Below are 13,623 nucleotides of genomic sequence, written 5' to 3'. Positions count from 1 at the left end.
GGGGTTTCTTGCGGCGCCCCCGGATGCTGGCGGGGTAATTCGCCAATCGGTGTACAAATGAGGGTGTCGCCCGGCAGACGGTGATGCTACCTTGGTTGAAGCTCGTCCGTGATGAAGCTCGCGGACCGGCCAGTTGCGTTCTTCTGAGGTACCCATGAGCTACGTTCTCGCCATTGATGTCGGGACCAGTTTCACTGCCGCCGCCATTGCCAAGAATGAAAAGGGCATTCAGGCAGTTCCGGAGAGCCTGCCCTTGGGGCTCCGCGGTACATCGGTCCCGTCCGTGGTGTACTACCCCGAAGAGGGCCCCATCCTGGTGGGGGAAGCTGCAGAACGCCGCGGTTTGGACGATCCCGGCCGGGTGGTGCGTGAGTTCAAGCGCCGTATCGGTGACAGCGTCCCCCTGGCAGTGGGCGCACTCTCACTTCAGGCTGAAGACATCTTCGCCACCATGGCCCAGTGGGTTGTGGACCGGGCCGGAGAACGCGAGGGCGCCCCGCCGTCGGAAATCATCATCTCGCACCCTGCAGCCTGGGGCGGACACCGGACCTCGGCGGTCCTGGCATCACTCGCTGCCAAGGGACTGCACAACGTCACGCTTATCAGCGAACCGGAAGCGGCGGCACTGCACTATGCCTCCCAGGTGCGGGTGGAGGACGGCAGCACCATCGCCGTTTACGATCTTGGCGGGGGAACCTTTGACACGGCAATCCTGCGGAAGGACGGCGACGGCCGCTTCGAATTCCTGGGCAGCCCGGAAGGCATCGAAGGGCTTGGCGGCGCCGACTTCGACGCCGAGGTGTTCCGCCACGTCGCAGCACACACAGGCGAAGCATTGGCAGCCCTTGACCCGGAAGATCCTGGCGCCCTGGCCGCGCTGTCCCGGCTTAAGCGTGAATGCGTGGAGGCCAAGGAAGCGCTCTCGGCCGATAGCGAGGCGAGCATTTCGGTGTTCCTGCCCGGCGCCCAGCAGCAGGTGCGGCTGGTCCGGTCCGAGTTTGAGGCGATGATCGATGAGCCTATCCGCGAAACCGTGGAGGCCCTTGAACGGTCCTTGGAACAACTTGGCCTGGAACCGGCTGATCTGACCGCGGTGCTCCTGATAGGTGGTTCGTCAAGGATTCCTTTGGTGGCCCAGCTGATCTCGGAACAGCTGGACCGGCCCATCGCCGTGGACGCCGATCCTAAATCTTCCATCTGCCTCGGCGCGGCGGGGGCCGCGCGCCGGGCCGCTGTGGCCGCTGTCGCCGCTGCGCCAGCCGTGGCAGAACCCACTGAGACTGCTGAAGGGGTCCCTGAAATCCCCGCACCGGCAGATGTAGCTGTTGAGCCGCACGGCCATGACCGCCGTGCCAGCTGGTCCCGGAAATCCGTGTCAGCTTTTGGCTCCTCGACTGGCACCGCCGCCGCCGCTGGCGACGGTGGCGACGGTGCCAGGGGCGTTGCCGCGAGCCATGGACATGCCGGCGGTCGCGCCCATGCGACGAAGGGCGGAGCACATGCCCCGCGGCCGGCCATACGGCTGACGGCAGTGGCCGCCGGCGCAGCCCTGTTCACCATCCTGACCGCCACCGCGGCGGGGAGCCCGGAGAGCCTGGGAAACCTCACCGCGATGTTCGCTCCGCCAGCCCCGGCTGAGGCCGCTCCGGGCGGCGGTGGTTCGACGCAGGCTCCCGCCGCCCCGGGTGAGGCACAGGAGCCCGTGATAGGCATTGAGGCAAGCGCGAAGCCGGCGGATAGTCCTTCCAGTTCCGCCGGGCTCGACGCAGCGGCCTCTCCCACCAGCACACCCTCCCCCTCCTCTTCCTCCCCAACGCCCGCCGGAACGCCAGCCGGTCCAGCGGCAGGGTCCAGTGCAGCAGGGCCTGCGCCAGACGGAACGGGGTCATCGAGCGCTCCGACCGAGGTGGCCGCCCCGGGAACGCCCCCGCCGACGACTGCGACCGTTCCGCCGGTGGAGACTCAGCCACCGGTGACTGTCCCGCCGCCGACGACGACGGTTCCGACTCCGGACCCGACGCCGCCACCAACAACAGCGGACCCGACACCTGACCAGACGCCGTCACCAACAGCAACGGATACGACGCCCACACCGAGCCTCGAGCCGGTGCCAACCCCGCCGGCACCGGAACCCACGGCAACGGAAACCACCGGCCCGGCCCCGCAGACCACGCTGGCAACGGCCAGCGCTGATCCGTCCACAGTTCCGGCGGGGTGACGCATGGTACCCCGCCAAACCCCGTCGGCACAGGACTCGACACCGCCCGCTAACCCCCAGCGTGTGGCCGACCAACTCCACGCGGAAAACGCCGTCGTCAGGGAACTCCTGCTGGCATTGGCGGTGGGATTCACTCTCCCTGGACCGCTGCCGCAGGAGCTTGAGCGCAGGATTGCCGACGGTCAGGTGGAGAGCCTCGAAGCCTTGGTGGCCCGGGCCGAAGCGTCCGGGCTTCTCAACGCCGACGGCACGGTGGTAGGGACTGCACAACATGCCCTTCTGACGTCTACGCCCACTCCACGGGTGCATGCACTGCAGCGCGAAATCGTGGGCCGCTTCGCTGCGGACGGACGACCCCTCGGCGAATTTGCCCGCGAGCTGGCGCGGAGCGGGTTGGCGGACCGCCGGGTTGCCGCCGAGCTGGAAAAAGCCGGAGACAGGGCTTTGGAGCACAATCCCGGCCTGGCCTCCCAGCTGTACGACGAGGCCCTGCTCGCGGGCGCCGATGAGCTGGGCACTGCTGCCCGCCGCGCCCAGGCAGCTTCGGCCACGGGGGACTTGGATACCGCCGGACGAATCATCGATGGGCTCCTCATGAGCCCTGATCCTCCTGATCTCCGCCTCGGAGTGGACGTGGCAGCCGCTGTCTGGGCGCAGCGGGGGATGCTGGCACGCGGCGCCGACGTCTACACCTGGTTGGGCCCGGCAAGGGTAGGACCGTCCGGCCCGGCCGCCGCGGTGGCGATGATCGGCTGCGGAAACCGTTCGGGTGCGGATGCAATGTTCCCGCCTGGCTCTGCGGCGGAATCGCCCACACTCCTGGCCGTGGCGCAAGCGCAGACAGCCCATGGCCTCGTGGAATCGTTGTCCGGGGATCCGCATCAAGGACTTCCCACTCTGATCCACGCGTCGGACATGCTGAACGCGTCGGGAGCAGCACTGCCAGTTCCGGAGACCCCCGGTGCCTTGGCGGCGCTTGTGGCCCTGCACAGCGGCGAACCGCACCTCGCGGAAACCATTGCGCGCTCCGCCGCTGCGGCGGGACAGGGAGGCGATTCCGCCAAACCCCGGCTCTTCCTGCTCCAGGCGTGGTCTGCCATGCAACAGGACAACCCCGACGAAGCCAGGCTGGCCATCAACGAGGCCTCCAAGGCCAACCACTGGCCGCTGGTGCCCCGTGACGAGTTCCTCTGCGCAGCCTTGGAAGTGGGCCTGGCCCGCAGGAGCGGCGAAGTCCACGACCTTGTGCTGGCCTGGGAACGCGCCCGCGAGGCCATGCTGCACACCACGGTGGACCTGTACAGCCTCCTCCCCTGGGGGGAACTGATGATCACCGCTTCCCGGCTCAGGGAAACCAGGCGCGTCTCGCACTACCTTGACGAAGCGTGGAAGCTTTTGCGGGACCTGGGGGAGCCGCCACTATGGGCCCTGCCCCTGCACTGGGCTGCCGTCCAGGCAGCACTGCTGAATGAGAGCCCCAGCGATCTGGCCCCCCATGCCTCAGCGCTCGCCCGCGCGGCAGACCATAGTCACCTTGCCTTGCGGCTTGCTGCTGCGGGCAAAGCGTGGGTATCGGTCCTTGCCGGAAGGTTCCAGGCTGCGGACGTGGAGGCTGCCGCCCGGGGGCTGAACGCCGTCGGAATGCCCTGGGAAGGGGCAAGACTGGCCGGCCATGCTGCCGCCCGGGCAGATGAGCGCAAGGACATGGTGCGCCTCCTGTCCTGTGCCCGGGACCTCCATCCGCAGGGAAACTCTTCCGGGCCGAGCCCAAACGCGCAACCGGAGGTCCGGAGCGGACCTCACGCGGACCAGGTCAACGGCAACGGCCAGCCGGACGCTTCGATCCTGAGCGAACGCGAAAAAGAAGTGGCACGGCTGGTGCTGGAGGGAAAGACCTACCGGGAAATCGGGGAAACGATCTATATTTCCCCGCGGACCGCCGAGCATCACATCGCCCGGATGCGCCGCCGCCTGGGCGCAGAAAACCGTTCGGACCTCCTGGTCAGGCTGAGGCTCGCCCTGGGACCCGAAAACCCCCCACCCGAATAATCCCCTAATACCCCTAACGGCCCGGGAGGCGGACCCCCGGCAGGGGCTCCGCCGGTAGGGGGAAACGACCCGATGCCCGGTGCAGGGACGGGACCTTACGTTTGATTCAAGCCCGGCAGTGAGGCCGGGCGACCCCACGACTCAGAAGATTTGAGGACCCTCAAATGCCTACACTCGCAAACGATCTAGTCCAGTTCCTGATGAGCCTTTTCGGAAACCAGGAGGCAGCGCAGGAGTTCCTTGATGATCCTGAGCGCGCGTTGGACGACGCCGGCCTCAGCGGCGTCTGCTCCGCGGATGTTGACGCGGCACTGCCGGTCATTCTGGACTTCGCTCCCATCACCGTTAACGCGTCATCCTTCGACCGCTCCTACAACACCGGCGGTAACGGTGCTGCAACCGGCGGCGGCGCAGTGGCTGTCACGCCTCCTCCGTCCCACGGCGGCCACGACCATGGCGACGAGGACCTTGGCGACCACTGGGATCACGCCCACGCTGTCCAGCAGCTGCACAACGTAGTGAACAACTACTCCTGGACCTCGACGGTGGACGACCGCGACACCATCACCGACCAGTCCGTCAACCAGAACATCTGGGCCGACGGCGACGTCACCCAGTACTTTGACAACCACGCCGTTATCGCGTCTGGCGACCGGGCAGTGGCAGCCGGCGATGATGTGGACATGAAGGACTCCAACAACATCAGGGACTCCTACAACACGGATAACTCCAACGACAGCTCGACGGACAACTCCGTCAACGCCGGCCGTGACGCCAGCGTCGGCAACACCGATACGGACATTGACGACTCCTTCAACACCGATCTGGACCTCGATGTCAGCGACTCGTACAACGACAACTCCGATAACTCTGATAACTCGGACAACTCGGATAACTCCGACAACCGCGTTGACAACTCGGACAACTCTGACAACTCGGATCACTCCATTGATGTTCAGGACGTCGGCAACACGGAGAACAACCTGGACAACGTTGGCAACACCACCACCGACAATTCGCTGGCCATTGCGGACTCCTTCCAGGACAACTCGGACAACTCGCTCGCGGTGACCGATTCGTTCCAGGACAACTCCGAAAACTCGCTCGCGGTGACCGATTCGTTCCAGGACAACTCGGACAACTCGCTCGCGGTGACGGATTCGTTCCAGGACAACTCCGAGATCGAAAACACGGTGGCACTGGCCGGGGACGACGCAACTGCAGTCTCCTAGCCAAGTCCGCGGTATCCAGGCAGTGCCCGGCAGGAGAGCACAATCTCCTGCCGGGCTCTTCCCGGCTTACCCGAATGGCCAATTTTCGACCTGACGCAAAGGACTGGCTGTGGTTCAAGCGCAACGACCGGAGGATTCAGCAATGACGGTAGACCCCTCAGGACCCGTGAGGCAGGCGGCGCCCGCGACGCCGGCCCAACTGGTCAAACTTGTTGAGCAGGCCATCCAAATCGTCAGCGAGGGTGAGCGCGCCGATTTGCGCAAACGCCTGGACCAGACCCTTCGCAGGCTGAACGATCCCAGCATCCGCGTGATCGTGGTGGGCGAATTCAAGCAAGGGAAAAGCAAGCTCATCAACGCCCTGGTCAACGCGCCTGTGTGCCCGGTCGACGACGACATCGCCACCTCGGTGCCTACCGTCGTCCGGCAGGGCGATCCGGCGTCGGCATCTGTCCTGGTGCCGCGCGCGGACGCGGACCCCGGTGATGAAGAAGCCCTCGAGCGCCTGCCCATCAATATCGGTGACCTGGCAGCGTACGTTTCCGAGCGCGGAAATCCAGGCAATGCCAAGAAACTGGTGGCCGCCGAGGTGTTCCTGCCCCGCAAGGTGCTGGCCGGGGGCCTGACACTTGTCGACTCACCCGGAGTCGGCGGCCTGGGGTCAACCCACACGCTCACCACTCTGACGGCCTTGCCCACGGCAGATGCCATGCTCCTCGTTTCCGATGCGTCCCAGGAATACACCGAGCCCGAAATCCGGTTCCTCCGGCAGGCCATGCGCATCACTCCAAGCGTTGTGGGTGTGTTGTCCAAGACGGATTTATACCCGGACTGGCGCCGGGTTGCCGAGCTTGACGGCGGACACCTCGCCCAGGTGTCGCCGGAGATCCCGCTGTTTCCGGTGTCTTCGGATCTCCGGCTCGAAGCCGCGCGGCAGCAGGACGCGGAGCTGAACGACGAATCGGGCTTCCCCGGCCTGGTCGGCCATCTGCGGACAGAAATTGTGGGCAAGGCCGAACGGATCCAGCGGCGCTCGGTGAGTCAGGACCTGCTGTCCGTCGCGGACAACCTTCGTCTTTCCCTGCAGTCGGAACTGGCTGCGCTGGAGGACCCGCAAGGGACACCAGCCATGATCGCCGGCCTGGAAGCGGCCAAACTTGAGGCGGACGACCTCCGCAAGAGGTCCGCCCGCTGGCAGATCACACTCAATGACGGCATCGGTGACCTGATTGCGGACATGGAGTACGACCTGCGGGACCGGCTGCGGCGGATCCAGCGCGAGGCTGAGACGGCCATCGATCTGGGCGATCCGGGACCGACATGGGCCGAGTTCACAAAATGGCTCGAAGAGTGCGCCGCTTCCGCCATTTCAGATACCTTTGTCTGGACAAGTGAGCGGGCGCAGTGGCTTTCAACCCAGGTTGCGGAGCACTTCTCCGAGGATGAAGTGGCGCTTCCTGTGTTGCGCGTCTCCGACACCGGGGACGCCCTGGATCCTGTGGATGACATGCCCGAGTTGGATGACGGGCGCATCAACCCGATGCAGAAAGTCCTCATCGGCATGCGGGGCTCCTACGGAGGCGTCCTGATGTTCGGCCTCCTGACGGGCCTCTTCGGATTGGCCCTGATCAATCCGCTGTCCGTCGGCGCCGGTCTCCTCTTGGGCCGCAAGGCATACCGGGAGGACAAGGACGCTAGGCTCAAGCGCCGTCAGTCAGAAGCCAAAGCGCTGGTCCGCCGCCAGTTGGACGATGTGGTCTTCCAGGTGGGCAAGCAGCTCAAGGACAGGCTCCGGCTGGTCCAGCGCACCACCCGTGACCACTTCACCGAAATTGCCCAGGAGCACCACCGCTCGCTTTCGGACTCCGTGGCAGCCGCGCAGAAAGCAGCCACCACCTACACGCTCGAAAAGGACATGCGCATCCGGGACATCAAAGCAGAGCTCAAACGCGTGGACGCCCTGCAACAAGCGGCCAGGGGGTTGGTGGAGAAGGAACCGGCGCCGGTAAGAAGTGCCCACGGGCCCGCAACCACGCCCCAGCGGGCACCGGCGGTGGTGGCGGCCGGATGAAGGCGCCAACCGTATCTGGCGCAGCGAAACTGATTCAGGAGGCACTCGCCGCCTACAGCGATGACCCCGCTGCCGTCGCAGCTTTGAAGGGATATGCCGCCAGACTGGCCGAACCGTTGCGGATTGCCGTGGCGGGAATGGTCAAGGCGGGAAAATCGACCCTGCTCAATGCCATCATCGGGGAAGAGATTGCGCCCACCGACACCGGCGAGTGCACCCGCGTTGTCACGTGGTACCGGTTCGCCCACTCGCCCCGCATCACGCTGTACCCCGTCGCAGGGGAACCGCGGCTGCTTCCCCTCAAGCGGGTCAAGGGCAGGCTCGTTTTTGATTTGGGCGCGGACCGGTCGGTGGATGTGGATCGACTCGTGGTGGAGTGGCCGTCGGAAAGCCTGCGGAACGTCACCCTCATTGATACTCCGGGAATCGCCTCGCTGTCCGAGGATGTCTCTGCCCGGTCCATCAGTTTCCTCACGCCGGCTGACTCTCCCTCCGAAGCCGACGCCATTGTCTACCTGATGCGGCACATGCATGGCGCCGATCTCAGGTTCTTGGAGTCCTTCAAGGACACCGAGGCGGGCCGCTCCGGCACCGTGAATGCCGTGGCCGTCCTGTCGCGTGCCGATGAGATAGGAGCGGGACGGATCGATTCAATGCTCTCCGCGGGAGACATTGCCGAGAGGTATCGTCGGGACCCCAGCCTGCGCAAGCTGGCATTGGGGGTGGTCCCGGTGGCCGGTCTGTTAGCCCAGAGTGCCCGGAGCATGCGCCAGTCAGACTACGAGTCGCTGGCCCTCCTCGCCGCAATGGAGCGGGCAGACCGGGAACGGCTGATGCTTTCCGCGGACAGGTTCCTGCGCTCCAGTGATCCGGAAGGGCTTACCGCAGAGGCGAGGGAGCAGCTGCTGGAGCGGTTCGGTCTGTTCGGGATCCGGCTGGGCGTCGTCCTGTTCCGGGCCGGCTTCACGGACCCCACACCGCTGGCCCACGAGCTTGCCCGGCGGAGCGGACTGGACCCGCTGCTGTCCATGCTGGCAGGCCAGTTCCATTCCCGAGCCGACGCACTGAAGGCGCGGACCGCCCTGGTGGGTGTGGAAACCCTGCTCCGAAACTCCCCGCGCGACGGAACAGGGCATCTGGCCGCATCACTGGAGCGCCTCCAGATCAATGCCCACGAGTTCCGCGAGTTACGCCTCCTGGCAACCCTGCGCACCACCGGCTTCACGCTCCGGCACGAACTGGCGGCCGAAGCAGAACGGCTCGTCGGGGGTGACGGGGTGGCAGCCCACGTCCGGCTGGGCCTGCCGCTTGAAGCCTCCCCGGAGGACATCAGTGCGGCGGCCCACCAAGTACTGCACCGCTGGCGGCTGGTAGCGGAAAATCCCCTGACGGACCGATCAGCACTCGAGGTCTGCCGCGTAGTGGTGCGCAGCTGTGAAGGCGTCCTGGCAGAGTCAGCCGGCCTGCACCTGCACCGGCAACCCGCTTGAACGGCGGTCCGCTACGGACGTTGACGTTTCGACTTGAACCACCCGCGGGCTGAAGGCATGAACAGCGCCAGCAGACCGGCGAAGCCAAAAAGCACCTGGGCGCCCCACAGGAGCACAACGTAAGTCCCGGCGTCGCCCTCCGGAACAAGGAACGCGGTCACCACCGCCATCACCACCACCTGAGCCGCCAGCAGGGGGATCAGCACCCAGCGGGCCCAGCCCCGGCGTCCGGAGAAAGCAGCCAGGAACGCCGCCTGGAGCAGGATCAGCAGAAGCAGGGCACCGAGACTGCCCCAGAAAACTATGCCCGTGGAGGTGCTGATGGCGTTGGCATCACCGCCGGGCGCCATCTTGTCCACCACGGCCCGGAGCCGCTCCAGGTGGGAGGTGCGGGTCAGGAAGGAGCCGATAAGGACGGCCAGCCCGGCCACCAGGCTGAGCAGCCAGAGGCCCCGTGCCACGCTGATGCTGCGCGGCGTTGGCGGAATAACAATGATCGGCGCCGGTGCGGCGTAGGACAGGCCGGGCCGCGGCGGGGGAGGAGGGGACGTGGCGGCCCCGGCGGGCGCAACTGGCAGTTGGTGTTCTCCGTCGGGGTGCTGGGGCATGGGTCCTACTTCACGTCGCCGGTGTCATGGGTGTCGGCGTCTCCCGTGCCCTCGGGTCCGGTGCCGGCAGGACCGGCGTCGCCCTTTGACTCCAGCTCATCCTTGAGCTTTTTGAGGCGGGCGGCTTCGGCCTGGTTACGGCGGCGCATCTCCAGGTTCCGGAGGAAATCGGGATCATCATCCGGAGCGGTGGGGCCACTGTACTGCTGGCGTACCGGAGCCGTGTCCCGGGGACGGCCGATCAGCAGCCACAGGATGGCGCCGATCACCGGCAGGACAATCATCACAATGATCCAGGCGGGCTTGGAGATGCCCCGGGTCAGGCGGGCATCAGTGCGGATCACGTCCACCAGTCCATACACAAAGATGACGAGTACTGCGACGGCCAGAACCACACGGAAGAGCATGCCATTAAGTCTATCGTCCGCAGGCGGCTGGCGTTCAGGCAGGGCGGCTAAACTTGGATGGTGGCTTTCTTGAAATACTCCCTGATCCGGCTGGCGCTGTTTGCGCCGCTCTTTGTGTTGTTTATGTTCCTGCAGCTGGGGGCGGTGCTGTCAGTGATTTGTGCGGGGCTGATTGCCTTTGCTATCAGCTACCTGTTCTTCCAGAAGCAGCGCGACGACGCTACCGCTTCCTTGCACCACCGGTTCTCCGGGAAGGCCAAGCCGTTGCGCGGCGCCGCCGAAGTTGATGACGCGCACGCGGAGGACAGCCTCCTGGACGCGAACCCGGATGTCACCATCCGCACCAGCACCCCCAAGACTCCCGACGCCTAAAACCCGTGGCTGAGTACCAGTCCCAGTGAGAACAGCAGGCTGTAGCCAAGATTGATCAGGCCGGTCTGCTTGAGCACCGGGATCAGGCTCTTGCGTTTGCGGCCATTGATCATCAGCCAGGCCGGCATCAGGCAGGCCGGGATGAGGAGCAGCACGATCAGGATCCATGGCCGTCCGGGCGCCAGGATCACCACCAGCAGGATGGCCACGGCCAGCATCAGCACGTAGCTTTCGCGGGCGTGCTTGTCACCGAGCCGCACTGCGAGGGTCTTCTTGCCGGCCTGGATATCCGTGGGGATGTCGCGGACGTTGTTGGCCATCAGCAGGGCGCAGGCGATCAGGCCAGTGCCGATCGCGCCGATAACGGCCGGAAGGCTGATCTGGCCGGCCTGCGTATAGGTGGTGCCGAGCGTTGCCACCAGGCCGAAGAAGACAAAGACAAAAACGTCGCCCAGGCCCATGTAGCCGTAGGGGTTTTTTCCGCCCGTGTAGCCCCACGCTGCCATCACGCAGCCGATTCCCACCAGGATCAGCCACCAGCTCTGGGTGATCACCACCAAGGCCAGGCCGAAGATCATGGCCAGGGCGAACGTTCCGAACGCCGCGTACTTGACGTGCTCCGGCCGGGCGGCGCCGGAACCCACCAGCCGCAGCGGACCCACGCGGTCCTCGTCGGTGCCGCGGACGCCGTCGGAATAGTCGTTGGCGTAGTTCACGCCGATCTGCAGGAGCAGCGCCACCAGGGCGGCCAGCACGGCGTTGACAGGGCGGAACGAATCCAGCTCGTAGGCTGCTGCAGTGCCGATCAGCACGGGGGCGATGGCGGCCGGCAGGGTGCGCAGGCGGGCGCCTTGGATCCATTGTGCGGCTGTGGCCACGGTGAGTACCTCGTGTTGGGTTGGGGAGAACGGTGAAACGGTGTGTGCCGGCCGCGGGGGCAGCCGGTGCAGCTCTACTCTACTTTCCCTGATGCAGGGCGTTGAGCCGCTCGATCATGGCCAGGCGGTCCGGCTTGCCGTTGGGGAGCATGAGCAGCTCCGGTGCGGCCAGCACGGTTTTCGGTGCCAGCAGGCCCAGCCGCTGGTGCCAGTCCTGTTCAAGCACGACGGCGTGATCCCCGGTGGGGGAGCCGCCGTCGGCGCCCGCAATACTGGTGTGCGCTGCACTGGCGACTGCGATACCGGCCACCGCGCCGGGCGTGGCGCTGCCGCCGGCCAGCGCGACGTAGGCGGCCACAGCCTGGCCCCACTCCGCGGACGGAACACCGGCCACAAAAGCCGCTGCGACGCCGTCGGACTTTTCCAGCTCTTCCTGCACATGGGCGGCGGAGACCTTGACGCCGCCGGTGATGATGACGTCATCAGCGCGGCCCAGCACGGTGAGCCGGCCGTCCGCGCCGAGGGTGCCAAGGTCGTTGGTGCGGTACCAGCGGACGCCGTCTTCCTCGAAGAACGTGTCCGTGCTCTCGGGCGCGTCGAGGTAGCCGGCGGCGATGGTGTCGCCGCCCAGCAGGACGCGCCCGTCCTCCGCTAGCCGCACCTCGACACCGGTGAGCGGCACGCCGTCGTACACGCAGCCGCCGCAGGTTTCCGCGGAGCCGTAGGTGGTGGTGACCCGGAGGCCGGCCTCGCGGGCAGCCTCGAGCAGTGCGGCCGACGCCGGTGCGCCGCCCAGCAGGATGCCATCGAAACGGCGCAGCACGGCAAGGGTTTCCGGTGACGGCGAATCCAGGAGCCGCTGCAGCTGGGTGGGCACCAGGGACGTGAAACGGATCTTATCGGTCAGTTCCAGCGCACCTGCCGTGAACGCAGCGGGCGTGAAACCGCCGGACATGTCCATGACCCATGGCCGGGTCCCGGCGAACAGTGAGCGCACCAGGACCTGCACGCCGGCCACGAACTGCACCGGCAGCGCCAGGAGCCACTGCCCCTCACCTTGGAGGGCCAGCGCGGTGGCCATGGAGGAGGCCGCCAGGGCCTCGACGGTCAGGACCGTGGCCTTGGGTGCGCCGGTTGAGCCCGATGTCCGGACCACCGCCACGGCGTCATCGCAGCCGGGGGTCTCCGTGTGACCCACCACGAGCTCGCCGTCCGGGTTCACGGAAAGTTCGACGGCGGGTCCCTCACCGCGGAGGGCGGCGGCCAGCGCGGTGAGCGCCGGTTCGATGTCCAGGGGCCCGATGTTCTGGCGTCCGATGTTCATGTGCCGTCCTGCCTTAGAAGTAGTGCGGGAAGCGGGACCAGTCCGGGTCGCGTTTTTCGAGGAAGGCTTCCTTCCCCTCCACGGCTTCGTCCGTCATGTACGCGAGGCGGGTGGCTTCGCCGGCGAAGACCTGCTGGCCGGCCAGGCCGTCGTCGGCGAGGTTGAACGCGAATTTCAGCATGCGGATGGCCTGGGGTGACTGGCGGGCGATGTCCGCGGCGTATTCCAGGGCCACTTCCTCGAGGCGCTCGTGGTCCACGGCCTCGTTCACGGCGCCCATGCGGACCATGTCATCCGCGGAGTACTCACGGGCGAGGAAGAAGATTTCCCGGGCGGCCTTCTGACCGATCTGGCGGGCCAGCAGCGCGGAGCCGTAGCCGGCGTCGAAGCTTCCCACGGTGGCGTCAGTCTGTTTGAACTTGGCGTGCTGGCGGGAGGCGATGGTGAGGTCGGAGACGACGTGCAGGGAGTGCCCGCCGCCGGCTGCCCAGCCGTTGACGACGGCGATGACCACCTTGGGCATGGTGCGCATGAGCCGCTGGACTTCCAGGATGTGGAGGCGGCCGGCGCGGGCGGGGTCGATGGTTTCCTGGGTCTCGCCGTCGGCATAGCGGTAGCCGTCACGGCCGCGGATCCGCTGGTCACCGCCGGAGCAGAAGGAGTGGCCGCCGTCCTTGGGGGAGGGGCCGTTGCCGGTGAGCAGGACGGTGGCGACATCCGGCGTCATACGGGCGTGGTCCATGGCCCGGTACAACTCGTCCACGGTGCCGGGGCGGAAGGCGTTCCGGACTTCGGGACGGTTGAACGCGATCCGGACGGTGGGCAGGTCCCTTGCCTCGGTGCCGTCGGCGGAGCGTTCCACCTGGCGGTGATAGGTCATGTCCTGGAAGTCATCGAAGCCGGACACGGTGCGCCAGCGGGTGGGGTCAAAGACGTCGGACACCTTGGCGGGAATTTGGTTGCTCACCGGACAA

11 protein-coding genes are annotated in these 13,623 nt (G+C 66.4%); 6 read left to right on the top strand and 5 right to left on the bottom strand.

All coding sequences use genetic code 11. From position 1 onward, the window contains the following. Positions 1 to 154 precede the first annotated feature (154 nt). The 5 genes from AC1MCD_RS16090 to AC1MCD_RS16070 all read left to right on the top strand — a co-directional run bounded on the left by AC1MCD_RS16090 (position 155) and on the right by AC1MCD_RS16070 (position 9,060). On the top strand, positions 155 to 2,218 hold the full coding sequence (locus AC1MCD_RS16090; RefSeq protein ID WP_498673250.1) for an Hsp70 family protein: 2,064 nt from the start codon (positions 155 to 157) through the stop codon (positions 2,216 to 2,218). Between the two features lie 3 nt (positions 2,219 to 2,221). Beyond that, entirely contained in the window at positions 2,222 to 4,267 is a 2,046-nt protein-coding gene (locus tag AC1MCD_RS16085) for a LuxR C-terminal-related transcriptional regulator (protein ID WP_498673249.1), read from the top strand. A gap of 164 nt (positions 4,268 to 4,431) precedes the next feature. After that, complete coding sequence (locus tag AC1MCD_RS16080) at positions 4,432 to 5,499, top strand: IniB N-terminal domain-containing protein (RefSeq protein WP_498673248.1); 1,068 nt, start codon at positions 4,432 to 4,434, stop codon at positions 5,497 to 5,499. A gap of 142 nt (positions 5,500 to 5,641) precedes the next feature. Then, positions 5,642 to 7,570, top strand: a complete 1,929-nt coding sequence (locus AC1MCD_RS16075; protein ID WP_498673247.1) for a dynamin family protein — start codon at positions 5,642 to 5,644, stop codon at positions 7,568 to 7,570. Further along, positions 7,567 to 9,060 carry a dynamin family protein gene (locus AC1MCD_RS16070; RefSeq protein WP_498673246.1) on the top strand — a complete coding sequence of 498 codons (1,494 nt, stop codon included), beginning with the start codon at positions 7,567 to 7,569 and terminating at the stop codon, positions 9,058 to 9,060. The genes AC1MCD_RS16075 and AC1MCD_RS16070 overlap by 4 nt, the downstream gene beginning before the upstream one ends. A gap of 11 nt (positions 9,061 to 9,071) precedes the next feature. On the opposite strand, the gene AC1MCD_RS16065 is transcribed toward AC1MCD_RS16070, so the two are convergent. Then, entirely contained in the window at positions 9,072 to 9,668 is a 597-nt protein-coding gene (locus AC1MCD_RS16065; protein WP_498673245.1) for a hypothetical protein, read from the bottom strand. A 5-nt stretch (positions 9,669 to 9,673) separates the two neighbouring features. After that, entirely contained in the window at positions 9,674 to 10,075 is a 402-nt protein-coding gene (locus AC1MCD_RS16060; RefSeq protein WP_498673244.1) for a PLD nuclease N-terminal domain-containing protein, read from the bottom strand. 57 nt (positions 10,076 to 10,132) lie between these two features. Between AC1MCD_RS16060 and AC1MCD_RS16055 the strand changes: the two genes are divergently transcribed. After that, complete coding sequence (locus AC1MCD_RS16055; RefSeq protein ID WP_498673243.1) at positions 10,133 to 10,447, top strand: DUF4229 domain-containing protein; 315 nt, start codon at positions 10,133 to 10,135, stop codon at positions 10,445 to 10,447. Here AC1MCD_RS16055 and AC1MCD_RS16050 read toward each other — a convergent pair. From AC1MCD_RS16050 to AC1MCD_RS16040, 3 genes are all read right to left on the bottom strand, one after another. Continuing rightward, positions 10,444 to 11,325 (bottom strand): 1,4-dihydroxy-2-naphthoate polyprenyltransferase, encoded by an 882-nt coding sequence (locus AC1MCD_RS16050; protein ID WP_498673242.1) that lies wholly within the window; start codon positions 11,323 to 11,325, stop codon positions 10,444 to 10,446. The two genes, AC1MCD_RS16055 and AC1MCD_RS16050, sit on opposite strands and share 4 nt — an antisense overlap. Before the next feature lie 79 nt (positions 11,326 to 11,404). Next, entirely contained in the window at positions 11,405 to 12,649 is a 1,245-nt protein-coding gene (locus AC1MCD_RS16045; RefSeq protein WP_498673241.1) for an AMP-binding protein, read from the bottom strand. A 13-nt stretch (positions 12,650 to 12,662) separates the two neighbouring features. Continuing rightward, positions 12,663 to 13,616: a 1,4-dihydroxy-2-naphthoyl-CoA synthase gene (locus AC1MCD_RS16040; protein WP_498673240.1), complete on the bottom strand. Its 954-nt coding sequence runs from the start codon at positions 13,614 to 13,616 to the stop codon at positions 12,663 to 12,665. Positions 13,617 to 13,623: the final 7 nt, after the last annotated feature.

This window comes from Arthrobacter sp. BF1 (assembly GCF_056680215.1).
Note: the sequence above shows the minus strand (reverse complement) of the source record. Positions and strands in the feature narration are given on the sequence as shown.